16 protein-coding genes and 1 tRNA gene are annotated in these 18,516 nt (G+C 74.1%); 5 read left to right on the forward strand and 12 right to left on the reverse strand.

Annotated features, from left to right (window positions below; translation table 11 throughout):
• From ABTZ03_RS25205 to ABTZ03_RS25220, 4 genes are all read right to left on the reverse strand, one after another.
• Positions 1-1,044 (reverse strand): SUKH-4 family immunity protein (locus ABTZ03_RS25205; protein WP_502894576.1); only part of this gene is annotated, 1,044 nt, incomplete at its 3' end.
• 63 nt (positions 1,045-1,107) lie between these two features.
• Positions 1,108-2,109 carry an SMI1/KNR4 family protein gene (locus ABTZ03_RS25210; protein ID WP_350515335.1) on the reverse strand — a complete coding sequence of 334 codons (1,002 nt, stop codon included), beginning with the start codon at positions 2,107-2,109 and terminating at the stop codon, positions 1,108-1,110.
• Between the two features lie 63 nt (positions 2,110-2,172).
• Positions 2,173-3,294: a DegT/DnrJ/EryC1/StrS family aminotransferase gene (locus ABTZ03_RS25215; RefSeq protein ID WP_350515336.1), complete on the reverse strand. Its 1,122-nt coding sequence runs from the start codon at positions 3,292-3,294 to the stop codon at positions 2,173-2,175.
• A complete protein-coding gene (locus ABTZ03_RS25220; protein ID WP_350515337.1) occupies positions 3,291-4,439 on the reverse strand; it encodes a Gfo/Idh/MocA family protein in 1,149 nt (382 codons plus the stop codon). Before ABTZ03_RS25220 ends, ABTZ03_RS25215 begins: the two co-directional genes overlap by 4 nt.
• A 430-nt stretch (positions 4,440-4,869) precedes the next feature.
• Between ABTZ03_RS25220 and ABTZ03_RS25225 the strand changes: the two genes are divergently transcribed.
• On the forward strand, positions 4,870-5,331 hold the full coding sequence (locus ABTZ03_RS25225) for a YwqJ-related putative deaminase (RefSeq protein WP_350515338.1): 462 nt from the start codon (positions 4,870-4,872) through the stop codon (positions 5,329-5,331).
• 73 nt (positions 5,332-5,404) lie between these two features.
• Complete coding sequence (locus tag ABTZ03_RS25230) at positions 5,405-5,968, forward strand: SUKH-3 domain-containing protein (RefSeq protein ID WP_350515417.1); 564 nt, start codon at positions 5,405-5,407, stop codon at positions 5,966-5,968.
• Between the two features lie 22 nt (positions 5,969-5,990).
• Here ABTZ03_RS25230 and ABTZ03_RS25235 read toward each other — a convergent pair whose 3' ends face one another.
• Complete coding sequence (locus tag ABTZ03_RS25235) at positions 5,991-7,262, reverse strand: sensor histidine kinase (protein WP_350515339.1); 1,272 nt, start codon at positions 7,260-7,262, stop codon at positions 5,991-5,993.
• A 261-nt stretch (positions 7,263-7,523) separates the two neighbouring features.
• Between ABTZ03_RS25235 and ppc the strand changes: the two genes are divergently transcribed.
• Positions 7,524-10,319: a phosphoenolpyruvate carboxylase gene (gene ppc / locus ABTZ03_RS25240; protein ID WP_350515340.1), complete on the forward strand. Its 2,796-nt coding sequence runs from the start codon at positions 7,524-7,526 to the stop codon at positions 10,317-10,319.
• A 145-nt stretch (positions 10,320-10,464) separates the two neighbouring features.
• Here the strand turns inward: ppc and ABTZ03_RS25245 are convergent, their stop codons facing one another.
• The 6 genes from ABTZ03_RS25245 to ABTZ03_RS25270 form a co-directional block, all read right to left on the reverse strand.
• Positions 10,465-10,788: a hypothetical protein gene (locus ABTZ03_RS25245; RefSeq protein WP_350515341.1), complete on the reverse strand. Its 324-nt coding sequence runs from the start codon at positions 10,786-10,788 to the stop codon at positions 10,465-10,467.
• Between the two features lie 139 nt (positions 10,789-10,927).
• Positions 10,928-11,509, reverse strand: a complete 582-nt coding sequence (gene pth / locus ABTZ03_RS25250) for an aminoacyl-tRNA hydrolase (protein WP_350515342.1) — start codon at positions 11,507-11,509, stop codon at positions 10,928-10,930.
• A 110-nt stretch (positions 11,510-11,619) separates the two neighbouring features.
• The gene (locus tag ABTZ03_RS25255; protein ID WP_350515343.1) at positions 11,620-12,201 is read right to left on the reverse strand and encodes a 50S ribosomal protein L25/general stress protein Ctc; all 582 of its coding nucleotides are present in this window, start codon (positions 12,199-12,201) and stop codon (positions 11,620-11,622) included.
• Between the two features lie 303 nt (positions 12,202-12,504).
• Positions 12,505-13,482 carry a ribose-phosphate diphosphokinase gene (locus ABTZ03_RS25260; RefSeq protein WP_350515344.1) on the reverse strand — a complete coding sequence of 326 codons (978 nt, stop codon included), beginning with the start codon at positions 13,480-13,482 and terminating at the stop codon, positions 12,505-12,507.
• A 203-nt stretch (positions 13,483-13,685) separates the two neighbouring features.
• Entirely contained in the window at positions 13,686-15,140 is a 1,455-nt protein-coding gene (glmU, locus tag ABTZ03_RS25265; protein WP_350515345.1) for a bifunctional UDP-N-acetylglucosamine diphosphorylase/glucosamine-1-phosphate N-acetyltransferase GlmU, read from the reverse strand.
• Positions 15,141-15,293: 153 nt separating this feature from the next.
• Positions 15,294-15,364: transfer RNA gene (locus ABTZ03_RS25270), tRNA-Gln, on the reverse strand.
• Between the two features lie 268 nt (positions 15,365-15,632).
• On the opposite strand from ABTZ03_RS25270, the gene ABTZ03_RS25275 reads away from it, so the two are divergent.
• Together ABTZ03_RS25275 and ABTZ03_RS25280 are read left to right on the forward strand one after the other, a co-directional pair.
• Entirely contained in the window at positions 15,633-16,622 is a 990-nt protein-coding gene (locus tag ABTZ03_RS25275; RefSeq protein WP_350515346.1) for an acyl-CoA desaturase, read from the forward strand.
• Positions 16,623-16,864: 242 nt separating this feature from the next.
• A complete protein-coding gene (locus ABTZ03_RS25280) occupies positions 16,865-17,467 on the forward strand; it encodes a TetR/AcrR family transcriptional regulator (protein WP_030259955.1) in 603 nt (200 codons plus the stop codon).
• Positions 17,468-17,562: 95 nt separating this feature from the next.
• Here ABTZ03_RS25280 and ABTZ03_RS25285 read toward each other — a convergent pair whose 3' ends face one another.
• Positions 17,563-18,435, reverse strand: a complete 873-nt coding sequence (locus ABTZ03_RS25285) for a methyltransferase domain-containing protein (protein WP_350515347.1) — start codon at positions 18,433-18,435, stop codon at positions 17,563-17,565.
• Positions 18,436-18,516 lie beyond the last annotated feature (81 nt).

Below are 18,516 nucleotides of genomic sequence, written 5' to 3' on the forward strand. Positions count from 1 at the left end.
CGTGCCGGGCGTGGCGAGGACGGTCGGGGCCGGCTCCACCGGGGCGGCGGGCGGGCCGGGCGGGGTCGCCGGGGCGCCGGGCAGGCCCATCAGGCCGGGCAGGGCGTCCGGCGGGGCGAGCAGCGTCGGCGCCGGCTCGGCGGCCGGAGCGGGCGCCGGGACCGGCGGGACCGGCGGGACGGCGGGCGGCGCGGCCGGGGGCCGGGCGCCGACCGGCGGGACCCCGGGCAGGCCGGGGCCGCCCGGGGGCATCAGCACGGTCGCGGCCTCGGCCCCGGCCGGGGCGGGTGCCCCGGGCAGGTCCGAGCCGGAGGTGCGCAGGCCCTCGGGCATCAGGACGGTCGCCGCCTCGGCCCCGACGGGCGCGGCGGGCGGCACCGGTGCGGCGGCGGGTGGCACCGGTACGGCGAACGGGTCCCCGCCGGGCGGCGGGGCCAGCATGGTCGGAGCGTCCCCGGCGGGCCGGTCGGAGACCGGCGGCTCGGTCAGCACGGCGGGCCCGGGCGCCACCGGCGCGACGGGCGGCACCGGGGCGACGGGCGGCACCGGGGCGACCGGCGCGACCGGCGCGGGTGCCGGGGTGGCCGGGGCGGTCCCCAGCTTCGCCGCCTCCGCCGCGAGCGCCGCCGCCCCCGCCTCCTGCAGCCACTGCGGCGGGCTGAGCAGGAAGGAGGTCGCCTCCACCGGCCCCGGCGCGGGCTTCGCCGCCCCGGCCGGGTTGGCCGCGACCGGCCGGCCGTACACCTCCTCGTACTGCCGGACCACCTCGTTGACGGGCAGCGCGGGCCACAGCGTGCTGGCGCCCGAGTCACGGGCGATCACCAGCCGCGCCTCGCCCGCGCCGGAGCCCGGCCCCGAGCCGTTGCCCGCGCCCGACCCGCCGTCACCGGCGGCCGGGACGCCCGGATCGCCCCCGGGCGGCACCGCCCAGCAGACGAAGCCCAGGTCGAACTCCCGGACCCGCACCTCGCGCTGCTGCCCGTGCGGCACCCCGCCGTTGATCCACTCCTCGGCGAGCTCCTGCGCCTGCGCGTACGTCACCACGCCCGGTTCACCCCTGTCCCCGTCGTCCCCACTCGTTCCATCGCCGCCGTTCCCGCCGCCACGTCAGTCCACCGGGACGGCCCGGGCGAACCCGCCGTCCACCATCAGCTCGGCGACCGTCTCCAGCTCCGGCGGGCTGCCGGCCAGCCGGAGCAGGAAGGCGTCGAAGTCGTCCCCGCAGGGCAGCAGCAGCCGGGCGCAGCGCTCCTCCGGGGCCTCCGGGGCGCCGGAGTCGCGGGCGTCGTCGTACAGGTGGAACCAGACCGAGCCGGTCCGCTCGCCGCGCACCTTGAGCGCGACGATGCCGCCTTGGACGTAGGCGATGCCCAGGTAGTCCTTGGTGAAGTGGTCGCGCAGGCACTTGTTGGCGTAGACGACGTCCTCGCTGCCGTACTCCTCGGTGAGGGTCAGGAACGGCTGGTCGAGCAGCATGCCCAGCTCGGTGTCCAGCGCGACGCCGACCGGGCCGCGGCCGCCGCCCAGCTTGAGGAAGGTGCGGTAGGCGCCGGGCAGCCGGTAGCCGAGGCGCTCCTCGGCGGCCTGCACCAGGTCCTCGGGGACGCCGATCGGGTCGCCGCCGTCCTTGGCCAGCGAGAAGTGGACGGGCCGGCGCTCCTGGAGCGGGCGGGTGCCGCGCCGGGTGTGGTCGGCGGGCGAGGTGGCCAGGCCGCCGTGGTGCCGCAGCAGGGCCTTGACCTCGACCGGGACGAGCTCCATCCGGCGCCAGCCGGGGGCGGCCCGGCCGACCGCGTGGTGCCAGGTCCAGCCGGGCGGGGTGGCCACCGCGGTCTCCAGGTCGGCCCAGAGCGGGTGCCCCTGGGTGAACAGCGCGGCGTTGGCCGAGACGTAGTCGGTCAGCCGCAGTTCGTCGACGCCGAAGCCCTCGGGCGGGTCCGCGACCTCGGCCGCCGCCGCGGCGTACGGGCCGAAGTCCGGGTAGCCGGCCTCGTCCACCCGGACCCCGGCCGGGTGCCGCTCCGCGCGGACCGGGTCCGGGAACTGCACCACCTGACCTGCGTACGCCGCGTTCGGTGCGGCGGCGACGCCGGGCCGACCTGTCGTCATCTGGGAGCCCCCACTGGCTGCTGCAAAGTGCTCGGTGCGCTTGCTGGGCCCCAGCCTATTGCGTCACCCGGCCGGCCGAACCCCCGCGTCCAGCGCCCGCCCCAACACCTCCACGACCCGTACCTGCTGGGCCTCCGTGAGGTGCGGGTGCAGCGGCAGGCTGAGCAGTTCGCGGGCGGCCCGCTCGGCGACCGGGAAGGCGCCCGGGCCGTGCCCGAGCGGGCGGAACGCGGGCTGGAGGTGGACCGGGACGGGGTAGTGCACCCCGGCGCCGATCCCGGCCGCGTGCAGGGCGGCGAGCGCGGCGTCGCGCCGGCCGCCGGCGATCCGCACCGGATAGAGGTGCCGGACGTGCTCGTTGCCCGGCGCGGTGGACGGCGGTCGCACGCCCGGCAGGCCGGCGAGCAGCGCGTCGTAACGGGCCGCGGCGGCCCGGCGGGCGGCGTTCCAGTCGGCCAGCCGGCGCAGCTTGGCGCGCAGCACGACGGCCTGCAGCGCGTCCATCCGGGAGTTGAAGCCGAACCGTTCGTGCCGGTACCGGTCACGGGCGCCGTGGTCGCCGATCAGCCGTACGGCGGCGGCGAGTTCGTCGTCGTCGGTGAGCACCGCCCCGGCGTCGCCGTAGCCGCCGAGGTTCTTGCCCGGGTAGAAGCTGGTCGCCGCGATCCGCCCGTACCCGCCGCGCCCGTGCCGCCGGGCGCCCTGGGACTGGGCCGCGTCCTCCACCACCGGTCGGCCGTCGGCCAGTTCCAGCAGCGCCTCCATCGGCGCGAGCTGGCCGAACAGGTGGACCGGCAGCAGCGCCACCGCGCCGGGCAGGGCGGCGGCGGCCCGCTCCGGGTCGATCAGCAGGTGCTCCGGGTCGACGTCGACCGGCACCGGGCGCAGCCCGGCCCGCTGCACCGCCTCGGCGGTGGCGACGAAGGTGTTGGCGGGCAGCACCACCCCGCCGCCGGGCGGCAGGTCCAGGGCGCGCAGGGCCAGTTCCAGCGCGTCGGTGCCGTTGCCGGCGCCCACGCAGTGCCGGACGCCGGCGAAGGCGGCGTACTCCCGCTCGAAGGCGGCCACTTCGGGGCCCTTGACGAAGGCGCCGCTTGCCAGCACCCGGTCGAAGCCGGCCCGCACCTCGGCCGCGACCTCGGCGTGCGCGGCCGCCAGGTCCACCAGCGGGATCTCCGGGCTCATCGGACGGCCGCCCGGTCCGCGGCGCCCACCGGCACGGTGACGCCGCCGAGTTCGAGGCTGAGCGAGGCCGCCTCCAGCAGCTCCAGTACCCGGACCCCGGCCCGCCCGTCGGTGAGCGGGGCGCGGCCCTCGACGATGGCGGCGGCGAACTCGGCCATCACGTTGCGCAGCGCCTCCTGCTCGACCAGGGCGGGCGCGACCATCTCGCCGACCCGGTAGGAGATCAGCGCCCGGTGCCGGATGGCGTCGGTCAGCTGGTCGGGCGGGGTGAGGTCGACCCCCCGGTCGTGCACGGCCAGCCGGGCCTGCGGGTTGAGGTCGTCCCAGACCAGGGTGCGCCGGGAGCCGCCGATCAGGGTGGTGCGGACCTTGGTCGGGGAGAGCCAGTTGACGTGGCAGTGCGCCAGCGCGCCGTTGCTGAGCCGCACCGTCAGGTAGGCGACGCAGGCCCGGCCGGCCCCGATCGGGTCGGCGCCCTGGGCGGACACCCCGACCGGCACCACCCCGGGCGGCAGCACGAAGTCCAGGATGGACAGGTCGTGCGGGGCGAGGTCCCACAGCACGTCCACGTCCGGCTGCACCAGGCCGAGGTTGATCCGCACCGAGTCGAAGAACTGGACGTCCCCGATCTCCCCGCCGTGCACCAGTTCGCGGATCCGACGGACCACCGGGGTGTAGCAGAAGGTGTGGTCGCACATCAGCACCAGTCCGGCGTGCCCGGCCAGTTCGACCAGTTCGGCGGCCTCGGCGGCGGAGGTGGTGATCGGCTTCTCCACCAGCACGTGCTTGCCCGCGGCCAGCGCGGCCCGCACCAGCGGGTAGTGGGCGCCCGCCGGGGTGGCCACCGCGACCGCGTCCACCCGCTCGTCCGCCAGCACCTGCTCGTACCGGCCGGTCGCCCCGACGGTGCTGTACTCCCCCAGCACGGCACGGGCCTTGGCCTCGTCCAGGTCGCACAGCCAGTGCAGCCGCAGCGCCGGGGTGTGCTGGGCGTTGCGGACCAGCTTCGGCCCCCAGTAGCCGGCCCCGACCACAGCGAGGCCCACCGGTCGTTCCGGCACCGGCCGGGGCGGCTCGCCCGGGGTGGGCACGTGGCCGCCGGGCGCCTGGTTGGCGGCCTCGGCCGCCCACTGCTTCGACGTCATCGCTCGGGCCCCCTTGCGGAAGGGTCTGACTCCGGCACTCGGACGGCACCGGGTGCCGGGGGCCGCCCTGCCCGCCCCCGGCACCCGGGCCCCAACCTCCGTCGCGGGAAGCGGAGTCGGCCCCGCCGGTACGTGTCCGTACGGCCGGGACGGCCCCCCTTCGGCTCGCTGCCGGAACCGTACCGGCCCGGGCCCGGAGCCGTGGGCGGTTTCGGTGAATCAACGGACATGTCGTGACGACGGTGTGCGGATCCGGCCCTTCCACCGCCAGGATTCCGGTGGGGCGGGAACGCGATCCACCGCCGACCGCACGGGTGTTCGCCCGGCCCCGCACCCCGGTTGTGCGGTTGTCGGTGTCGAATGACAGGCTTGCCCGGACCGACCGGACCAACAGGAGCCGGACCACCAGGAACGAGGAGGAGGACACCGCATGACCACCGGTGAGCCCGCGGGCCCGCCCGTGCTGCGCCACCTCCGCGACAGCCTGCTGCCCGCCGTCGCCGCCGCGCTGTCGCTCAAGGGCGGCGAGGTGCACACCCTGGCCGGCGACAAGGACGACCGGCGCCCGGTCCTGCACCCGCTGGTCGACGAGTTCCTGCGCACCCTGCCGGTCGAGGCCCGCGAGCGGTTCACCGGGCGCTGCCCGGAGGCCGTCCTGCTCTCCCAGCACCTGACCACGGTCGACGGCAGGCGCTCCAAGCGCGCCGCCCGCAAGCCGATGAGCCTGCACGAGGCCCGCAAGGCGCTCAAGGGCTCCCGGATGACGACCCTCCGGATCCGCGAGGAGGGCGACCCGGCGCACGGCACCCACGCCCCGCCGTGCCGCTCCTGCGCCCCGATGCTGGAGCACTTCACCGTACTGAGCGTGGCCGTCGGGCCGCCGGCGCGGTGAGCGTCCGCACGCCGGACGTCCACGCCCTGGCGCCCCTCGCACGCCCCCCTGTCCCCGAGCCCCGGAGCACGCCCTGAACCCGCCCAGCCCGCCCCCGCCCCCACCGGCCACCCTCGCCCCGGCCGCCGCCCCCGGGCGGACCCGCCCGCGCTTCCCCGCCGAGGTCGCCGCCGAGCTCAAGGCGGCCGGCTGGCACCCCGGCCGGTGGCAGATCCGGCAGGCCGAGGAGTGGGCCGACGCCCTGGTCGGACACGGCGGCGGCCCCGGCGCGACCGGGCACGCGGTGTTCCCCGCGGCGGTGGAGGCCTGGGCCGAGTTCGGCGGACTCGCCTTCGACCTGTCCGGGCCGGGCCGCCAGCTGGCCCGCACCCCGTTCCTGATCGACCCGCTCTGCGGTCTGCACCAGCCGCGCACCCTGTTCGACCTCGGCCGGGCACTGGGCAGCCAGGTCGCCCCGCTCGGCGAGGAGGCGTACGGGCAGGCGCTGCTGGCCGTCGACGAGGAGGGCCGGGTGTACAGCCTGGACCACACCGGCGAGTGGTTCCTCGGCCACGGCATCGACCAGGCGATCAGCGCGCTGGTCCTGGGCACCGCCCCGGAGCGGCTGCGCACCGCCGAGGAGCACGGAGCGCCCTAGAACCTGTCCGGCCGGACAGGGCCTAGTTCAACCGGTCGCCCCGGACCATCAGCCGGGACGGCAGCACCGCCTCGACCCGGAACCCGCCGTCCGCCTCCGGCCCGGCCGAGAAGGTGCCGCCCAGCGCGATCACCCGCTCCCGCATCCCGACCAGCCCGTTGCCCCCGCTGGGCAGCTGGGCCCCGCCCCGCTCGCCGCCCGGGCAGGCGTTCACCACGCCGACCCGCACCCCGTTCGGCGCGTACGCCAGCAGCACCGACACCTGCGCCCCGCCCGCGTGCTTGTGCGCGTTGGTCAGCCCCTCCTGGACGACCCGGTAGGCGGTCTGCTCGGCCTCGGCGGTGAACTCCTGCCGACTGCCGCTGACCGTCAGGGTCACCGACATCCCGGCCGCCCGGGACTGGTCCACCAGCCGGGGCAGTCCGGCCAGCGAGTCCGGCTCCGGCTGCCGCTCGTCGTCCATCCGCAGCACGCCGAGGATCTCGCGCAGTTCGTTGAGCGCCTGCCGGCCCACCTCGCCCATCAGCCGGGCGCTCTGCGCGGCCTTCTCCGGGTCCTTCACGGCTATCCGCTCCAGCGCCCCGGAGTGCACCACCATCAGCGAGACCCGGTGCGCCACCACATCGTGCATCTCCCGGGCTATCCGGGTGCGCTCCTCCAGCCGGGCCCGGCGGGCGCGCTCCTGGGCCTGCTCGGCCAGCAGGTCCAGTTCGGTCTCCAGGCCGTGCGCCCGGTCCTTGAGCGACTCGATCAGCCGCCGCCGCGCCCCCACGTACAGCCCGGTCACCACCGGGGCGACGGTCAGTCCGACGGCGACCAGCAGGGACAGCAGCACCATGCCCCACAGCGGCGGCCGCTCGGCCGTCATCGAGTCGTCCGGGGTCAGGAACTGCACCGCCATCACACCGACCGCCTCGACGAAGGCCAGTCCGGACAGCGCCACCACCCGGCGGCGGCGGGACGGCCACTCCCAGGTCTCCGCCAGCGTGTACAGCCCCACCACCAGCAGCAGCACACCCAGCATCCCGGGCAGCACCAGCAGCGTCGCCAGCACCGGTACGGCCGGCCAGCGCCGGCGCACCACCAGCGAGCCGCCGGCCAGCGTGCCCAGCACGGCGATGCCCACCGCGCCCATGGTGGTCACGTGGAACCGCGCGGACAGGAAGGAGATCGTGCTGGCCGAGCACTCGACCGCGGCGAGCAGCGCCAGCCCGATGTCCAGGAGGGCGCTCCGCGGCCGCTTCCACCACCAGAACGACCGGACCGGCACGCGCTCCCCAGGCGACTTGCTCATGTGTGACAGGTTAAGCGGCAACCCCCTCCCTTCCCCACCGGGATTGCCGGGTACACCTCCGGGAGCCCGGCAAGTGGTCCAGACCACAGATGGTTTTCGGCGCCCCTGTCCGCCATCCGGCCACCTCGCGGACAGCGACCGCCCCGACACCTATGCTGGTCGCGTCGGACAGCGCGGTCCGCACGCGTCACACCCGCCACACTGCGCGTGGACCTGTGACGATGAGCCGTTGCCGAACCCCACCACCACAGGGAGCCAGCCGTGACCGCTCCGGTCCCCAACCCGGCGGACAGCCCCACCACCGTCGCCGACAATGCCGCCCTGCGCGCGGACATCCGCCGCCTCGGCGACCTGCTCGGCGAGACGCTGGTCCGCCAGGAGGGCCCCCAACTGCTGGGCCTGGTCGAACAGGTCCGGCTGCTGAGCCGCACCGACGGCGAGGCCACCGCCGAACTGCTCTCCGACATCGACCTGGACACCGCCGCCAAGCTGGTCCGCGCCTTCTCCACCTACTTCCACCTCGCCAACGTCACCGAACAGGTGCACCGCGGCCGGGAGTTCGCCACCCGCCGGGCCCGCGAGGGCTCACTGCTCGCGCAGACCGCCGACCAGCTCGCCGAGGCCGACCCCAAGCACCTCCGGGACACCCTGGCCCACCTCGCGGTCCGCCCGGTCTTCACCGCCCACCCGACCGAGGCCGCCCGCCGCAGCGTGCTCAACAAGCTGCGCCGGATCGGCGAACTCCTCGACCGCATCCACCGCGAGGAGCTCAGCTCCGGCCTGGCCGCCGCCGACCCGGCCCGCACCAGCAGCGCCAAGCGCTCCGCCGACCGCCGGCTGGCCGAGGTCATCGACCTGCTCTGGCAGACCGACGAGCTGCGCATCGCCCGCCCCGAGCCCACCGACGAGGCCCGCAACGCCGTCTACTACCTGGACGAGCTCTACCGCGAGGCCGTCCCCTCCGTCCTGGAGGAGCTGCACGAGGAACTCGCCCGGGTCGGCCTGAACCTGCCCGACGGCGTGCGCCCGCTCACCTTCGGCACCTGGATCGGCGGCGACCGCGACGGCAACCCCAACGTCACCCCGCAGGTCACCTGGGACGTCCTCAACCTCCAGCACGAGTACGGCATCAAGGACGCCCTGGCCGCGATCGACGACCTGCGCAACACCCTCTCCACCTCCGAGCGCCTGGCCGGCGCCTCGGTCGAACTGCTCGCCTCGCTCAACACCGACCTGCACCGGCTCCCCGAACTCAGCCCGCGCTACAAGCGGATGAACGCCGAGGAGCCCTACCGCCTCAAGGCCACCTGCATCCGGCTCAAGCTGGAGAACACCCGCGAGCGGCTGGCCGGCGGCACCCCGCACGTCGAGGGCCGCGACTACGTCGGCACCCGCGAACTGCTCGTCGACCTGCGGCTGATCCAGGAGTCGCTGCGCGCCCACCGCGGCGAGCTGATCGCCGACGGCCGGCTCGCCCGCGCCATCCGCACCATCGAGGCCTTCGGCCTCCAGCTCGCCACCATGGACGTCCGCGAGCACGCCGAGGCCCACCACCACGCGCTCGGCCAGCTCTTCGACCGCCTCGGCGAGGAGGCCTGGCGCTACGCCGACATGCCCCGCGAGTACCGGCAGAAGCTGCTCGCCAAGGAGCTGCGCTCGCGCCGCCCGCTCGCCCCCACCCCGGCCCCGCTGGACGAGGCCGGCACCAAGACCCTCGGCGTCTTCAACACCGTCCGCGAGGGCTTCGAGCGCTTCGGCGACGAGATCGTCGAGAGCTACATCATCTCGATGTGCCAGGGCGCCGACGACGTCTTCGCCGCCACCGTGCTGGCCCGCGAGGCCGGGCTGATCGACCTGCACGCCGGGATCGCCAAGATCGGCATCGTGCCGCTGCTGGAGACCACCGACGAACTCCAGCAGGCCGACCGCATCCTGGACGAGATGCTCTCCGACCCCTCCTACCGACTGCTCGTCTCGCTGCGCGGCGACGTCCAGGAGGTCATGCTCGGCTACTCCGACTCCTCCAAGTTCGGCGGCATCACCACCTCCCAGTGGGAGATCCACCGCGCCCAGCGCCGACTGCGCGACGTCGCCCACCGCTACGGCATCCGGCTGCGGCTGTTCCACGGCCGCGGCGGCACCGTCGGCCGCGGCGGCGGCCCCTCGCACGAGGCCATCCTGGCCCAGCCCTGGGGCACCCTGGAGGGCGAGATCAAGGTCACCGAGCAGGGCGAGGTCATCTCCGACAAGTACCTGCTCCCCTCGCTCGCCCGGGAGAACCTGGAACTGACCATCTCCGCCACCCTCGCCGCCTCCGCGCTGCACACCGCCCCGCGCCAGGCCCCCGAGGAACTGGCCCGCTGGGACGCCGCGATGGACCGGGTCTCCGAGGCCGCCCACACCTCCTACCGCGCCCTGGTCGACCAGGAGGACCTGCCGAAGTACTTCTTCGCCGCCACCCCGGTCGACCAGCTCGCCTCGCTGCACCTGGGCTCCCGCCCGTCCCGCCGCCCCGACTCCGGCGCCGGGCTGGACGGCCTGCGGGCCATCCCGTGGGTGTTCGGCTGGACCCAGTCCCGTCAGATCGTCCCCGGCTGGTACGGCGTCGGCTCCGGCCTGGCGGCCGCCCGCGCGGCCGGCCTCGGCGACGTGCTGGACGAGATGTACGGCCAGTGGCACTTCTTCCGCAACTTCCTGTCCAACGTCGCCATGACGCTGGCCAAGACCGACCTGCGGATCGCCCGCCACTACGTCGAGCAGCTGGTGCCCGGCGAGCTGCGGCACATCTTCGACCAGATCGTCGCCGAGCACGAGCTCACCCTGCGCGAGGTGCTGCGGCTCACCGGTGAGAGCGAACTGCTGGAGCACAACCCGGTGTTGAAGCAGACCTTCACCGTCCGCGACGCCTACCTCGACCCGATCTCCTACCTCCAGGTGGCGCTGCTGCGCCGCCAGCGCGAGGAGGTCGCCACCGGTCGGCCCGAGGACCCGCTGCGCGCCCGCGCGCTGCTGCTCACCGTCAACGGCATCGCCGCCGGCCTGCGCAACACCGGCTGACGGCCGCCCGGACGCACCGAAGGGGCCGCCGCCCGTCCCACCGGACGGACGACGGCCCCTTCGCGTCCCCGCGGGCGGACCGGCCCCGGACGGCAGGAGGGGCCGGCGCCCACTCCCGTGGACCCCGGCCCCTCACCGCACGTCGCTACTCCGCGGGTTCACCCGCGCGCCGGCGCTTCAACCACAGCGCCGCTCCGCCGGAGGCGACCAGCAGGCCGCCGCCGACCGCCAGCAGCCCGGCGTCCGGACCGACCGGGTCGCCGAGCACCGGACCGAACTGCGCCGCCGCGGGCTCCGGCGAGACCACCGCATCCGGTTCGGCCACCGGATCGGCGTGCGCCACCGCACCGCCGGACAGCAGCACCCCGGCCGCCCCCAGCGCACCGGCCGTGCCGATCCTCCGTCCGAACCGCTTCAGCCGGACCACCCGGAGCCGCCGAAGTCGGCGGACCGGACGCAATCTCCGCATCGAGAACTCCCCAGGACCCGTTCGCGTACCCGGCCGACGCTATCCGATCCCGCACGGGATTCTCACGTGGATTCAGGTTTGACGGAGCAAGCGTTGTACGACTGTTGTGTACCCGGCACGATGTGCACATGACGGACCGTCAGGAGTTGTAGTTGCCCTGCGCGCGCTCCAGCCCCTCGGACAGCAGCGCCTCCACCGCGTCCGCCGAGCGGTCCACGAACCACTCCAGCTCCTTGCGCTCGGTCGAGGAGAAGTCCTTCAGCACGAAGTCCGCGACCTCCATCCGGCCCGGCGGACGGCCGATCCCGCAGCGCACCCGGTGGTAGTCCGGGCCGAGCGACTTGGTGATCGACTTCAGCCCGTTGTGGCCGTTGTCGCCGCCGCCCAGCTTCAGCCGCAGCGCCGCGTAGTCGATGTCCAGCTCGTCGTGGACGGCGATCAGCGCCGAGGCGGGCGCCTTGTAGAAGTCCCGCAGCGCCGTCACCGGCCCGCCGGACAGGTTCATGAAGGACATCGGCTTGGCCAGCACCACCCGCTTGCCCGCGAGCCGCCCCTCGGCCACCTGGGCCCGGCTCTTGTGCGCCTTGAACTTGGCGCCCATCCGCTGCGCCAGCAGGTCCACCACCATGAAGCCGATGTTGTGCCGGTTCCGGGCGTACTGCTCCCCCGGGTTGCCCAGTCCGACCACCAGCCAGGGGCCGTCGTACTCGTCGTCCGCCATGCTCTCCCTCTCCTTCGCGCTCGACGTCATCATCCCGGACGCGCCGCTGCCCCGGCCGCTCCAGGGGAGCGACCGGGGCAGCGGCCGAACGGCTAAGCGGTGCGCGAGGCTCAGGCCTCGGCGCCCTCGGCCGCCTCGTCCTCGACCGGGGCGGCCTGGGCGGCGATGACCTGCAGCACGACGGCGTCGGCCTCGACGGCCAGCGCGACGCCGGCCGGCAGCGCGATGTCCTTGGCGAGGACGGAGGCGCCGGCCTCCAGGCCCTCGACCGAGACGGTGACGGCCTCGGGCAGGTGGGTGGCCTCGGCCTCGACCGGCAGGGCCTGCAGGACGTGCTCCAGCAGGTTGCCGCCGGCGGCCAGCTCGCCCTCGGTGTGGACCGGGACCTCGACGGTGACCTTCTCGCCACGCTTGACCAGCAGCAGGTCGACGTGCTCGATGGTGCGCTTGATGGCCTCGCGCTGGACGGCCTTCGGCAGGACGTACTCGTCCTTGCCCTCGATCGGAACGACCAGCAGGGCGTTCGGGGTCTTCAGGGCCATCATCAGGTCGTGGCCGGGCAGGTTCAGGTGAACCGGGGCGTGGCCGTGGCCGTAGACGACACCGGGGACGAGGCCGGCACGGCGGGCGCGACGGGCGGCACCCTTGCCGAACTCGGTGCGGGTCTCAGCGGCAAGGCGGATCTCGGACACGACTGCACTCCTCGTGGAAGATGGCGCGGGGGTGCAGGCAACGCGAAAAACCGCCGGGACCACACCCTCAGTACGTTCGGGGGTCACTCGGCGGCAACGTCCTCTGCCGGCGGACGGAATCCGCTACCGGCAGCGCGTCGATCACGGTGTCGGTGCCCGTCGAGCAGGCACACGGCATCCCTCGCCGAGCAGTCTCACGAGTCTAACCGCACAAGCCCCCGGGCGTGAAATCGGCCCCTCCGGAGGCCGAACCACGGGCGGCCCCGGACCGCACCGGGTCCGGGGCCGCCTGCGCGGGCTTCGTCAGTGCACGCCCTCGAAGAGGCTGGTGACCGAGCCCTCCTCGAAGACCTCGCGGATCGCGGCGGCGATCGACGGGGCGATGGAGAGCGTGGTGATCTTGTCCAGCTGGAGCTCCGCCGGGGTGGGCAGCGTGTTGGTGAACACGAACTCGCTCACCCGCGAGTTCTTCAGCCGGTCCGCGGCCGGGCCGGAGAGCACGCCGTGGGTGGCGGCCACCACGACGTCCGCGGCGCCGTTCTCGAACAGCGCGTCGGCGGCGGCGCAGATCGTGCCGGCGGTGTCGATCATGTCGTCGACCAGGACGCAGACCCGGTCCTTGACGTCACCGACGACGTCGGCCGACAGGATGGTGTTGGCCTGGGTCACGTCGCGGCGCTTGTGGATGATCGCCAGCGGGGCGTCCAGCCGGTCGCACCACTGGTCGGCCACCTTCACCCGGCCGGCGTCCGGCGAGACGATGGTGAGCTTGGAGCGGTCGACCCGCTCGCCGATGTAGTCGGCCAGCATCGGCAGCGCGAACAGGTGGTCCACCGGGCCGTCGAAGAAGCCCTGGATCTGCGCGGTGTGCAGGTCGACGGCCATCAGGCGGTCGGCGCCGGCCTGGCGGAGCAGGTCGGCGACCAGGCGGGCCGAGATCGGCTCGCGGCCCAGGTGCTTCTTGTCCTGGCGGGCGTAGCCGTAGAACGGCAGGATCGCGGTGATGCTCTTGGCGGAGGCCCGCTTCAGAGCATCGATCATGATCAGCTGCTCCATGATCCACTGGTTGATGGGAGCCGTGTGGCTCTGCATCACGAAGCAGTCCGCGCCACGGGCGGACTCCAGGAAGCGGACGTAGATCTCGCCGTTGGCGAAGTCCAGGGCCTTGGTCGGAACCAGCTCGGTGTCCAGCGCCGCGGCCACCTCCCTCGCCAGCTCCGGGTGGGCACGGCCGGAGAAGAGCTTCAGCTTCTTCTCACCCGACGTCGTGATCCCGCTCACTGCACCGTCTCCTCGCGTTGCGGACGCTGATCCCCACCATCCAACGCGAGCAGGCGCAGCCCGTGCGCAAGACGGTTTCGGGGGAATGTCGGTACGCCTGGACACGGGCGGTAAGCCCAGTGGCGCACGTATGACCTCAAGGTTACGCGCCCGCGCAGAAACCGTCCGCCCCGGGACCGCAGCAGCGGCCCTGGGGCGACCTCTCAGACCTCAGCGGCCCCGTCCGTCGCCGCCTGCGCCGCCTGGGCGGACACCGTGCCGGGGCGCTTGCGCTCGACCCAGCCCTCGATGTTGCGCTGCTGCGCGCGGTTCACGCCGAGTGCGCCGGGCGGAACATCGGTGGTGATGACCGAGCCCGCGCCGGTGTAAGCGCCGTCACCGATGGTGACCGGGGCGATGAACATGTTGTCCGACCCGGTGCGGCAGTGCGCGCCGATGACGGTCCGGTGCTTGTTGACCCCGTCGTAGTTCACGGTGACCGAGGCCGCGCCGACGTTGCTGCCCTCGCCGATGGTGGCGTCGCCGATGTAGGAGAGGTGCGGCACCTTGGCGCCCTCGCCCAGCTCGGAGTTCTTCACCTCGACGTAGGTGCCGACCTTCGCCTTGCGGGCCAGCTTCGCCCCCGGCCGCAGGTAGGCGTACGGGCCGGTGGCGGCCAGCTCGCCGATCTCGGCGCGGTCGGCCGTGGTGTTGCTCACACGGGCGCCGGCGCCGACCGCGGTGTCCCGCAGGGTCGAGTTCGGGCCCACCTCGCAGCCCTCGCCCAGGTGGGTCGCGCCCTGCAGCTGGGTGTTCGGCAGCACGACGGCGTCCGGCTCGTACGTCACCTGGACGTCGATCCAGGTGGTCGCCGGGTCCACCACGGTGACGCCCTCGCGCATCGCCCGCTCCAGCAGGCGGTCGTTCAGCAGCCGGCGGGCCTGCGCCAGCTGGACCCGGTCGTTGATGCCCAGGATGTCCCGGTGGTCCTCGGCGACCACGGCGCCGACCCGGTGCCCGGCCTTGCGCAGGATCTCCAGGGTGTCGGTCAGGTACTCCTCGCCCTGCGAGTTGTCGGTGGTCAGCTCGGCCAGCGCCTCGGCGAGCAGCTTGGCGTCGAAGGCGAAGACGCCCGAGTTGATCTCGGCGATCGCCCGCTGGGTCGCGGTGGCGTCCCGCTCCTCGACGATCGCGGCGACCGTGCCGTCCTCGTCGCGCAGGATCCGGCCGTAGCCGAAGGGCTCGGGCACGACGGCGGTCAGCACGGTGACGCCGTTCTGCTGCGCCTCGTGCGACTTCGCCAGCCGTCGCAGGGTGGCCCCGGTCAGCAGCGGCGAGTCCCCGGCGGTGACGATCACCGTGCCGTCCAGCGTCACGCCGTCGGCGACCAGCGCCTCCAGCGCGGTGCGCACCGCGTGGCCGGTGCCGTTCTGCTCCTCCTGGACCACCGGGCGGGCGGCCGGGTAGTGCGCCGCGAGGTGCTCCTCGACCTGCTCGCGCTGGTGCCCGACCACCACGACGAGCTGTCCCGGCGTCAGTTCCCCCGCCGCCGAGACCGCATGACCCACCAACGAGCGCCCGCACACCTCGTGCAGCACCTTGGGCAGCTTGTTCGACTTCATCCGGGTCCCGCCACCGGCGGCGAGCACGACAACGGCGGCAAGCGAATTGGCACCCATGCGGGAAGGCTCCTCAGTAGGTTCACAGAGAGGGCAGAGCAGGCCAGAACGCGGGTCCGCACATGTGCTCTGGCAGTTCGAGGATAGTGCCGGGCGGTCGGCCGAAATGCCGGGGCCCGGCCCGCGGCTGCCCGCCCGCGGCCGTACTCAGTGCTCCCGGAGGAGGATTCGAACCCCCATAAGCTGGACCAAAACCAGCTGTCCTGCCCTTAGACGATCCGGGACCGGAGCTCCCACCGTCGGTGGGCCGACGGCGCGCTGGGCCAAGACTACGGGGTAGCGCGCTCCACATCTACCACCAATGCCGACCGTCCGGTCCACCCGACCCGGGCACGGCCGGGGCCCCGGGTTCATCCATCCAGTCGGGTGAATTCACTCAAGCGCCGCGCGGCGGTGTGTTCCGTTGGACACGGAGCGCAACCTACGATGCCGTAAGTTACGCCACCGTAGGCTCCGCTCTGTCCCGATCCGGGACGTCGCGAAGGGACGCCCATGACCATCCAGGCCGGCGAGGCGCGCGCGGAGGCCGCGCTCCCCGATCCCTCTCCCGATCCCTCCGCCGACGCGGCGACCCGGCTGTCCGCCACCCGCGGCGGGGAGCAGCAGGGCCCCGCCGAGAAGGTCGCGCTCGCGCTGTTCATCCTGGTGCCGTTCGCCGCGCTGGTCGCCGCCGTGCCGGTGGCGTGGGGCCGGGGGCTCGGATGGACGGATGTGGCGGTCACCGTCGCCATGTACTTCCTCACCTGTCACGGCATCACCGTCGGCTACCACCGCTACTTCACCCACGGCGCCTTCAAGGCCTCCCGCCCGATGCGGCTGGTGCTGGCGGTCGTCGGCAGCCTCGCGGTCGAGGGCCCGCTGGTGCGCTGGGTGGCCGACCACCGCAAGCACCACCGGTTCAGCGACAAGGACGGCGACCCGCACTCGCCGTGGCGCTACGGGGAGAGCGTCCCCGCACTGATCAAGGGCCTGTGGTGGGCGCACATGGGCTGGATGTTCGACGAGGAGCAGACCCCTCAGCTCAAGTACGCCCCGGACCTGGTCGGCGACCCGGCGCTGCGGCGGATCTCCCGGCTGTTCTGGCTCTGGACCACCATCTCGCTGCTGCTGCCCGCGCTGGTCGGCGGCCTGGTCGGGCTGTCCTGGCAGGGCGCGCTGTCCGCCTTCTTCTGGGGGTCGCTGGTCCGGGTCGCCCTGCTGCACCACGTCACCTGGTCGATCAACTCGATCTGCCACGCGGTCGGCCGCCGCCCGTTCCGCTCCCGGGACCGCTCCGGCAACGTCTGGTGGCTCGCGGTGCTCTCCTGCGGCGAGTCCTGGCACAACCTGCACCACGCCGACCCGACCTCGGCCCGGCACGGGGTGCTGCGCGGGCAGATCGACTCCTCGGCCCGGCTGATCCGCTGGTTCGAGCTGGCCGGCTGGGTCCGGGACGTCCGCTGGCCGGACGCGCAGCGGATCGCCGCCCGCCGCGCCGCATGAGGCGGCGCTTCCAGCATGATGTAGGGGTGAACGGGAGCAGCGCAGACAGCACAGGCGGTCACCACAGCACGCGGACGGACGCGGCGCCCGGAACGGCGCCGGCCCGTCCGCGGGCCGCCGCAGCGGCGGGCGCGGCCCCCGGGGGTGGTCCCGCCGGCGGCGGGGCCGAGCCGGGCGCGGACGGCGCCGCCGCCGCACCCGCCACCGCCCCGGCCCCGCGCCGCCGGGGCGGCCGGGTCCGGATGACCGGCAAGCAGCGCCGGGAGCAGCTGCTGGAGATCGGCCGGACGGTCTTCGCGGAGCGCGGCTACGACGGCACCTCGGTGGAGGAGATCGCCGAGCGCGCCGGGGTCTCCAAGCCCGTGGTGTACGAGCACTTCGGGGGCAAGGAGGGGCTCTACGCGGTGGTGGTGGACCGCGAGATGCAGCTGCTGCTGGACATGGTGACGGGCGCGCTCACCGGCGGGCACTCGCGCGAGCTGCTGGAGCAGGCGGCGTTCGCGCTGATGGACTACATCGACACCTCGACGGACGGCTTCCGGATCCTGGTCCGGGACTCCCCGGTGGCCCAGTCGACCGGCACCTTCGCCTCGCTGATCAGCGACATCGCCACCCAGGTCGAGGACATCCTCGGCCTGGAGTTCAAGTCCCGGGGCTTCGACGCCCGGCTGGCGCCGATGTACTCGCAGATGCTGGTCGGGATGGTCGCGCTGACCGGCCAGTGGTGGCTGGAGGTGCGCAAGCCGGACAAGGCGACGGTGGCGGCGCACCTGGTGAACCTGGCCTGGCACGGGCTGGAGGGCCTGGAGCGGCACCCGAGGCTGGTCGGCGACCGCAAGGGCTGACCGCCCGGGTGCCGTTCGCGCCCCGGGCGGTCCGCGCCCCCGGCCACCCACCCACCCCGGCTACCGCTCGACCCGGCTACTGCTTGTTGACCCGGCTACTGCTTGACCCCGACGGCGAAGATCCGCCGGAACGGGAAGACCGTCCCGTGCGGCCCGGCCGGGTAGGCCCCGCGCAGCAGCCGCCCGTACTCCGCCAGGAAGGCGGCCCGGTCGGCCGGGTCGGTGAGCCGGCCGAGGACCGGGCGCAGCGCCGTCCCCTTGACCCACTCCAGCACCGGGTCCGGTCCCGGCAGCAGCGTGCTGTAGGTGGTCTCCCAGACGTCGACGGCGCAGCCGGCCCCGGCCAGGGCGTCCAGGTACCGCCCGGGCTCGTGGACGCCGTTGCGGACGGCGTCGTCGCCCAGCAGGTCGCGCCAGCGCGGGCTGCGGCGCAGGTCGGCCAGCAGGGTGTGGCTGGGGGCCTCGAAGTTGCCGGGCACCTGGAAGGCCAGCACCCCGCCGGGCTTGAGGGCGTCCGCCCAGCGCGGCAGCACCGCCAGGTGCCCGTCCACCCACTGGAGGGTCGCGTTGGAGGCGATCAGGTCGGGCCCGACCGGGGCCGGGTCGTAGTCGCGGGCGTTCGCGAGCAGGTACTCGGCGGTGGGCTCGCCCTCGGTGCGGGCGGTCTCCAGCATCGGGGCGGAGTTGTCGACGCCGATGATCCGGGCTCGCGGCCAGCGCTCGCGCAGCACGGCGGTGGAGTTGCCGGGGCCGCAGCCGATGTCCAGGATCGTCGCGACCGGTCCGTTCCGGTCCGACGGTTCCCCGTGCGACGGTTCTCCGTGCGGCAGGGCTTCGGGCGGCAGGGCTTCGGGCGGCAGGACTTCGTTCGGCAGGGCGGGGACCCGGGCGAGCAGGTCGCGCAGCGGGCGGGTGCGTTCGTCGGCGAAGCGCAGGTACTGCGCCGGGTCCCAGACAGGGCTGGTCATGGTTCACCTCGCAGGTATCTCGACATCAAGATATCTCCGGTAGCGTCGCTGGCACATTTCTCGATGTCAAGAGACTTCACA

It is taken from the genome of Kitasatospora sp. NPDC096077, from assembly GCF_040303245.1.
GTDB lineage: Bacteria > Actinomycetota > Actinomycetes > Streptomycetales > Streptomycetaceae > Kitasatospora.

Bases quoted from the DNA above. Each gene is read 5' to 3' on its own strand.
- ABTZ03_RS25225 (WP_350515338.1), top strand. From the start codon at position 4,870: ATGACCACCGGTGAGCCCGCGGGCCCGCCCGTGCTGCGCCACCTCCGC.
- ABTZ03_RS25215 (WP_350515336.1), bottom strand. From the start codon at position 3,294: ATGAGCCCGGAGATCCCGCTGGTGGACCTGGCGGCCGCGCACGCCGAG.
- ABTZ03_RS25210 (WP_350515335.1), bottom strand. From the start codon at position 2,109: ATGACGACAGGTCGGCCCGGCGTCGCCGCCGCACCGAACGCGGCGTAC.
- glmU (WP_350515345.1), bottom strand. From the start codon at position 15,140: ATGGGTGCCAATTCGCTTGCCGCCGTTGTCGTGCTCGCCGCCGGTGGC.
- ABTZ03_RS25280 (WP_030259955.1), top strand. From the start codon at position 16,865: ATGACCGGCAAGCAGCGCCGGGAGCAGCTGCTGGAGATCGGCCGGACG.
- ABTZ03_RS25235 (WP_350515339.1), bottom strand. From the start codon at position 7,262: ATGAGCAAGTCGCCTGGGGAGCGCGTGCCGGTCCGGTCGTTCTGGTGG.
- pth (WP_350515342.1), bottom strand. From the start codon at position 11,509: ATGGCGGACGACGAGTACGACGGCCCCTGGCTGGTGGTCGGACTGGGC.
- ABTZ03_RS25245 (WP_350515341.1), bottom strand. From the start codon at position 10,788: ATGCGGAGATTGCGTCCGGTCCGCCGACTTCGGCGGCTCCGGGTGGTC.
- ABTZ03_RS25285 (WP_350515347.1), bottom strand. From the start codon at position 18,435: ATGACCAGCCCTGTCTGGGACCCGGCGCAGTACCTGCGCTTCGCCGAC.
- ABTZ03_RS25220 (WP_350515337.1), bottom strand. From the start codon at position 4,439: ATGACGTCGAAGCAGTGGGCGGCCGAGGCCGCCAACCAGGCGCCCGGC.
- ABTZ03_RS25275 (WP_350515346.1), top strand. From the start codon at position 15,633: ATGACCATCCAGGCCGGCGAGGCGCGCGCGGAGGCCGCGCTCCCCGAT.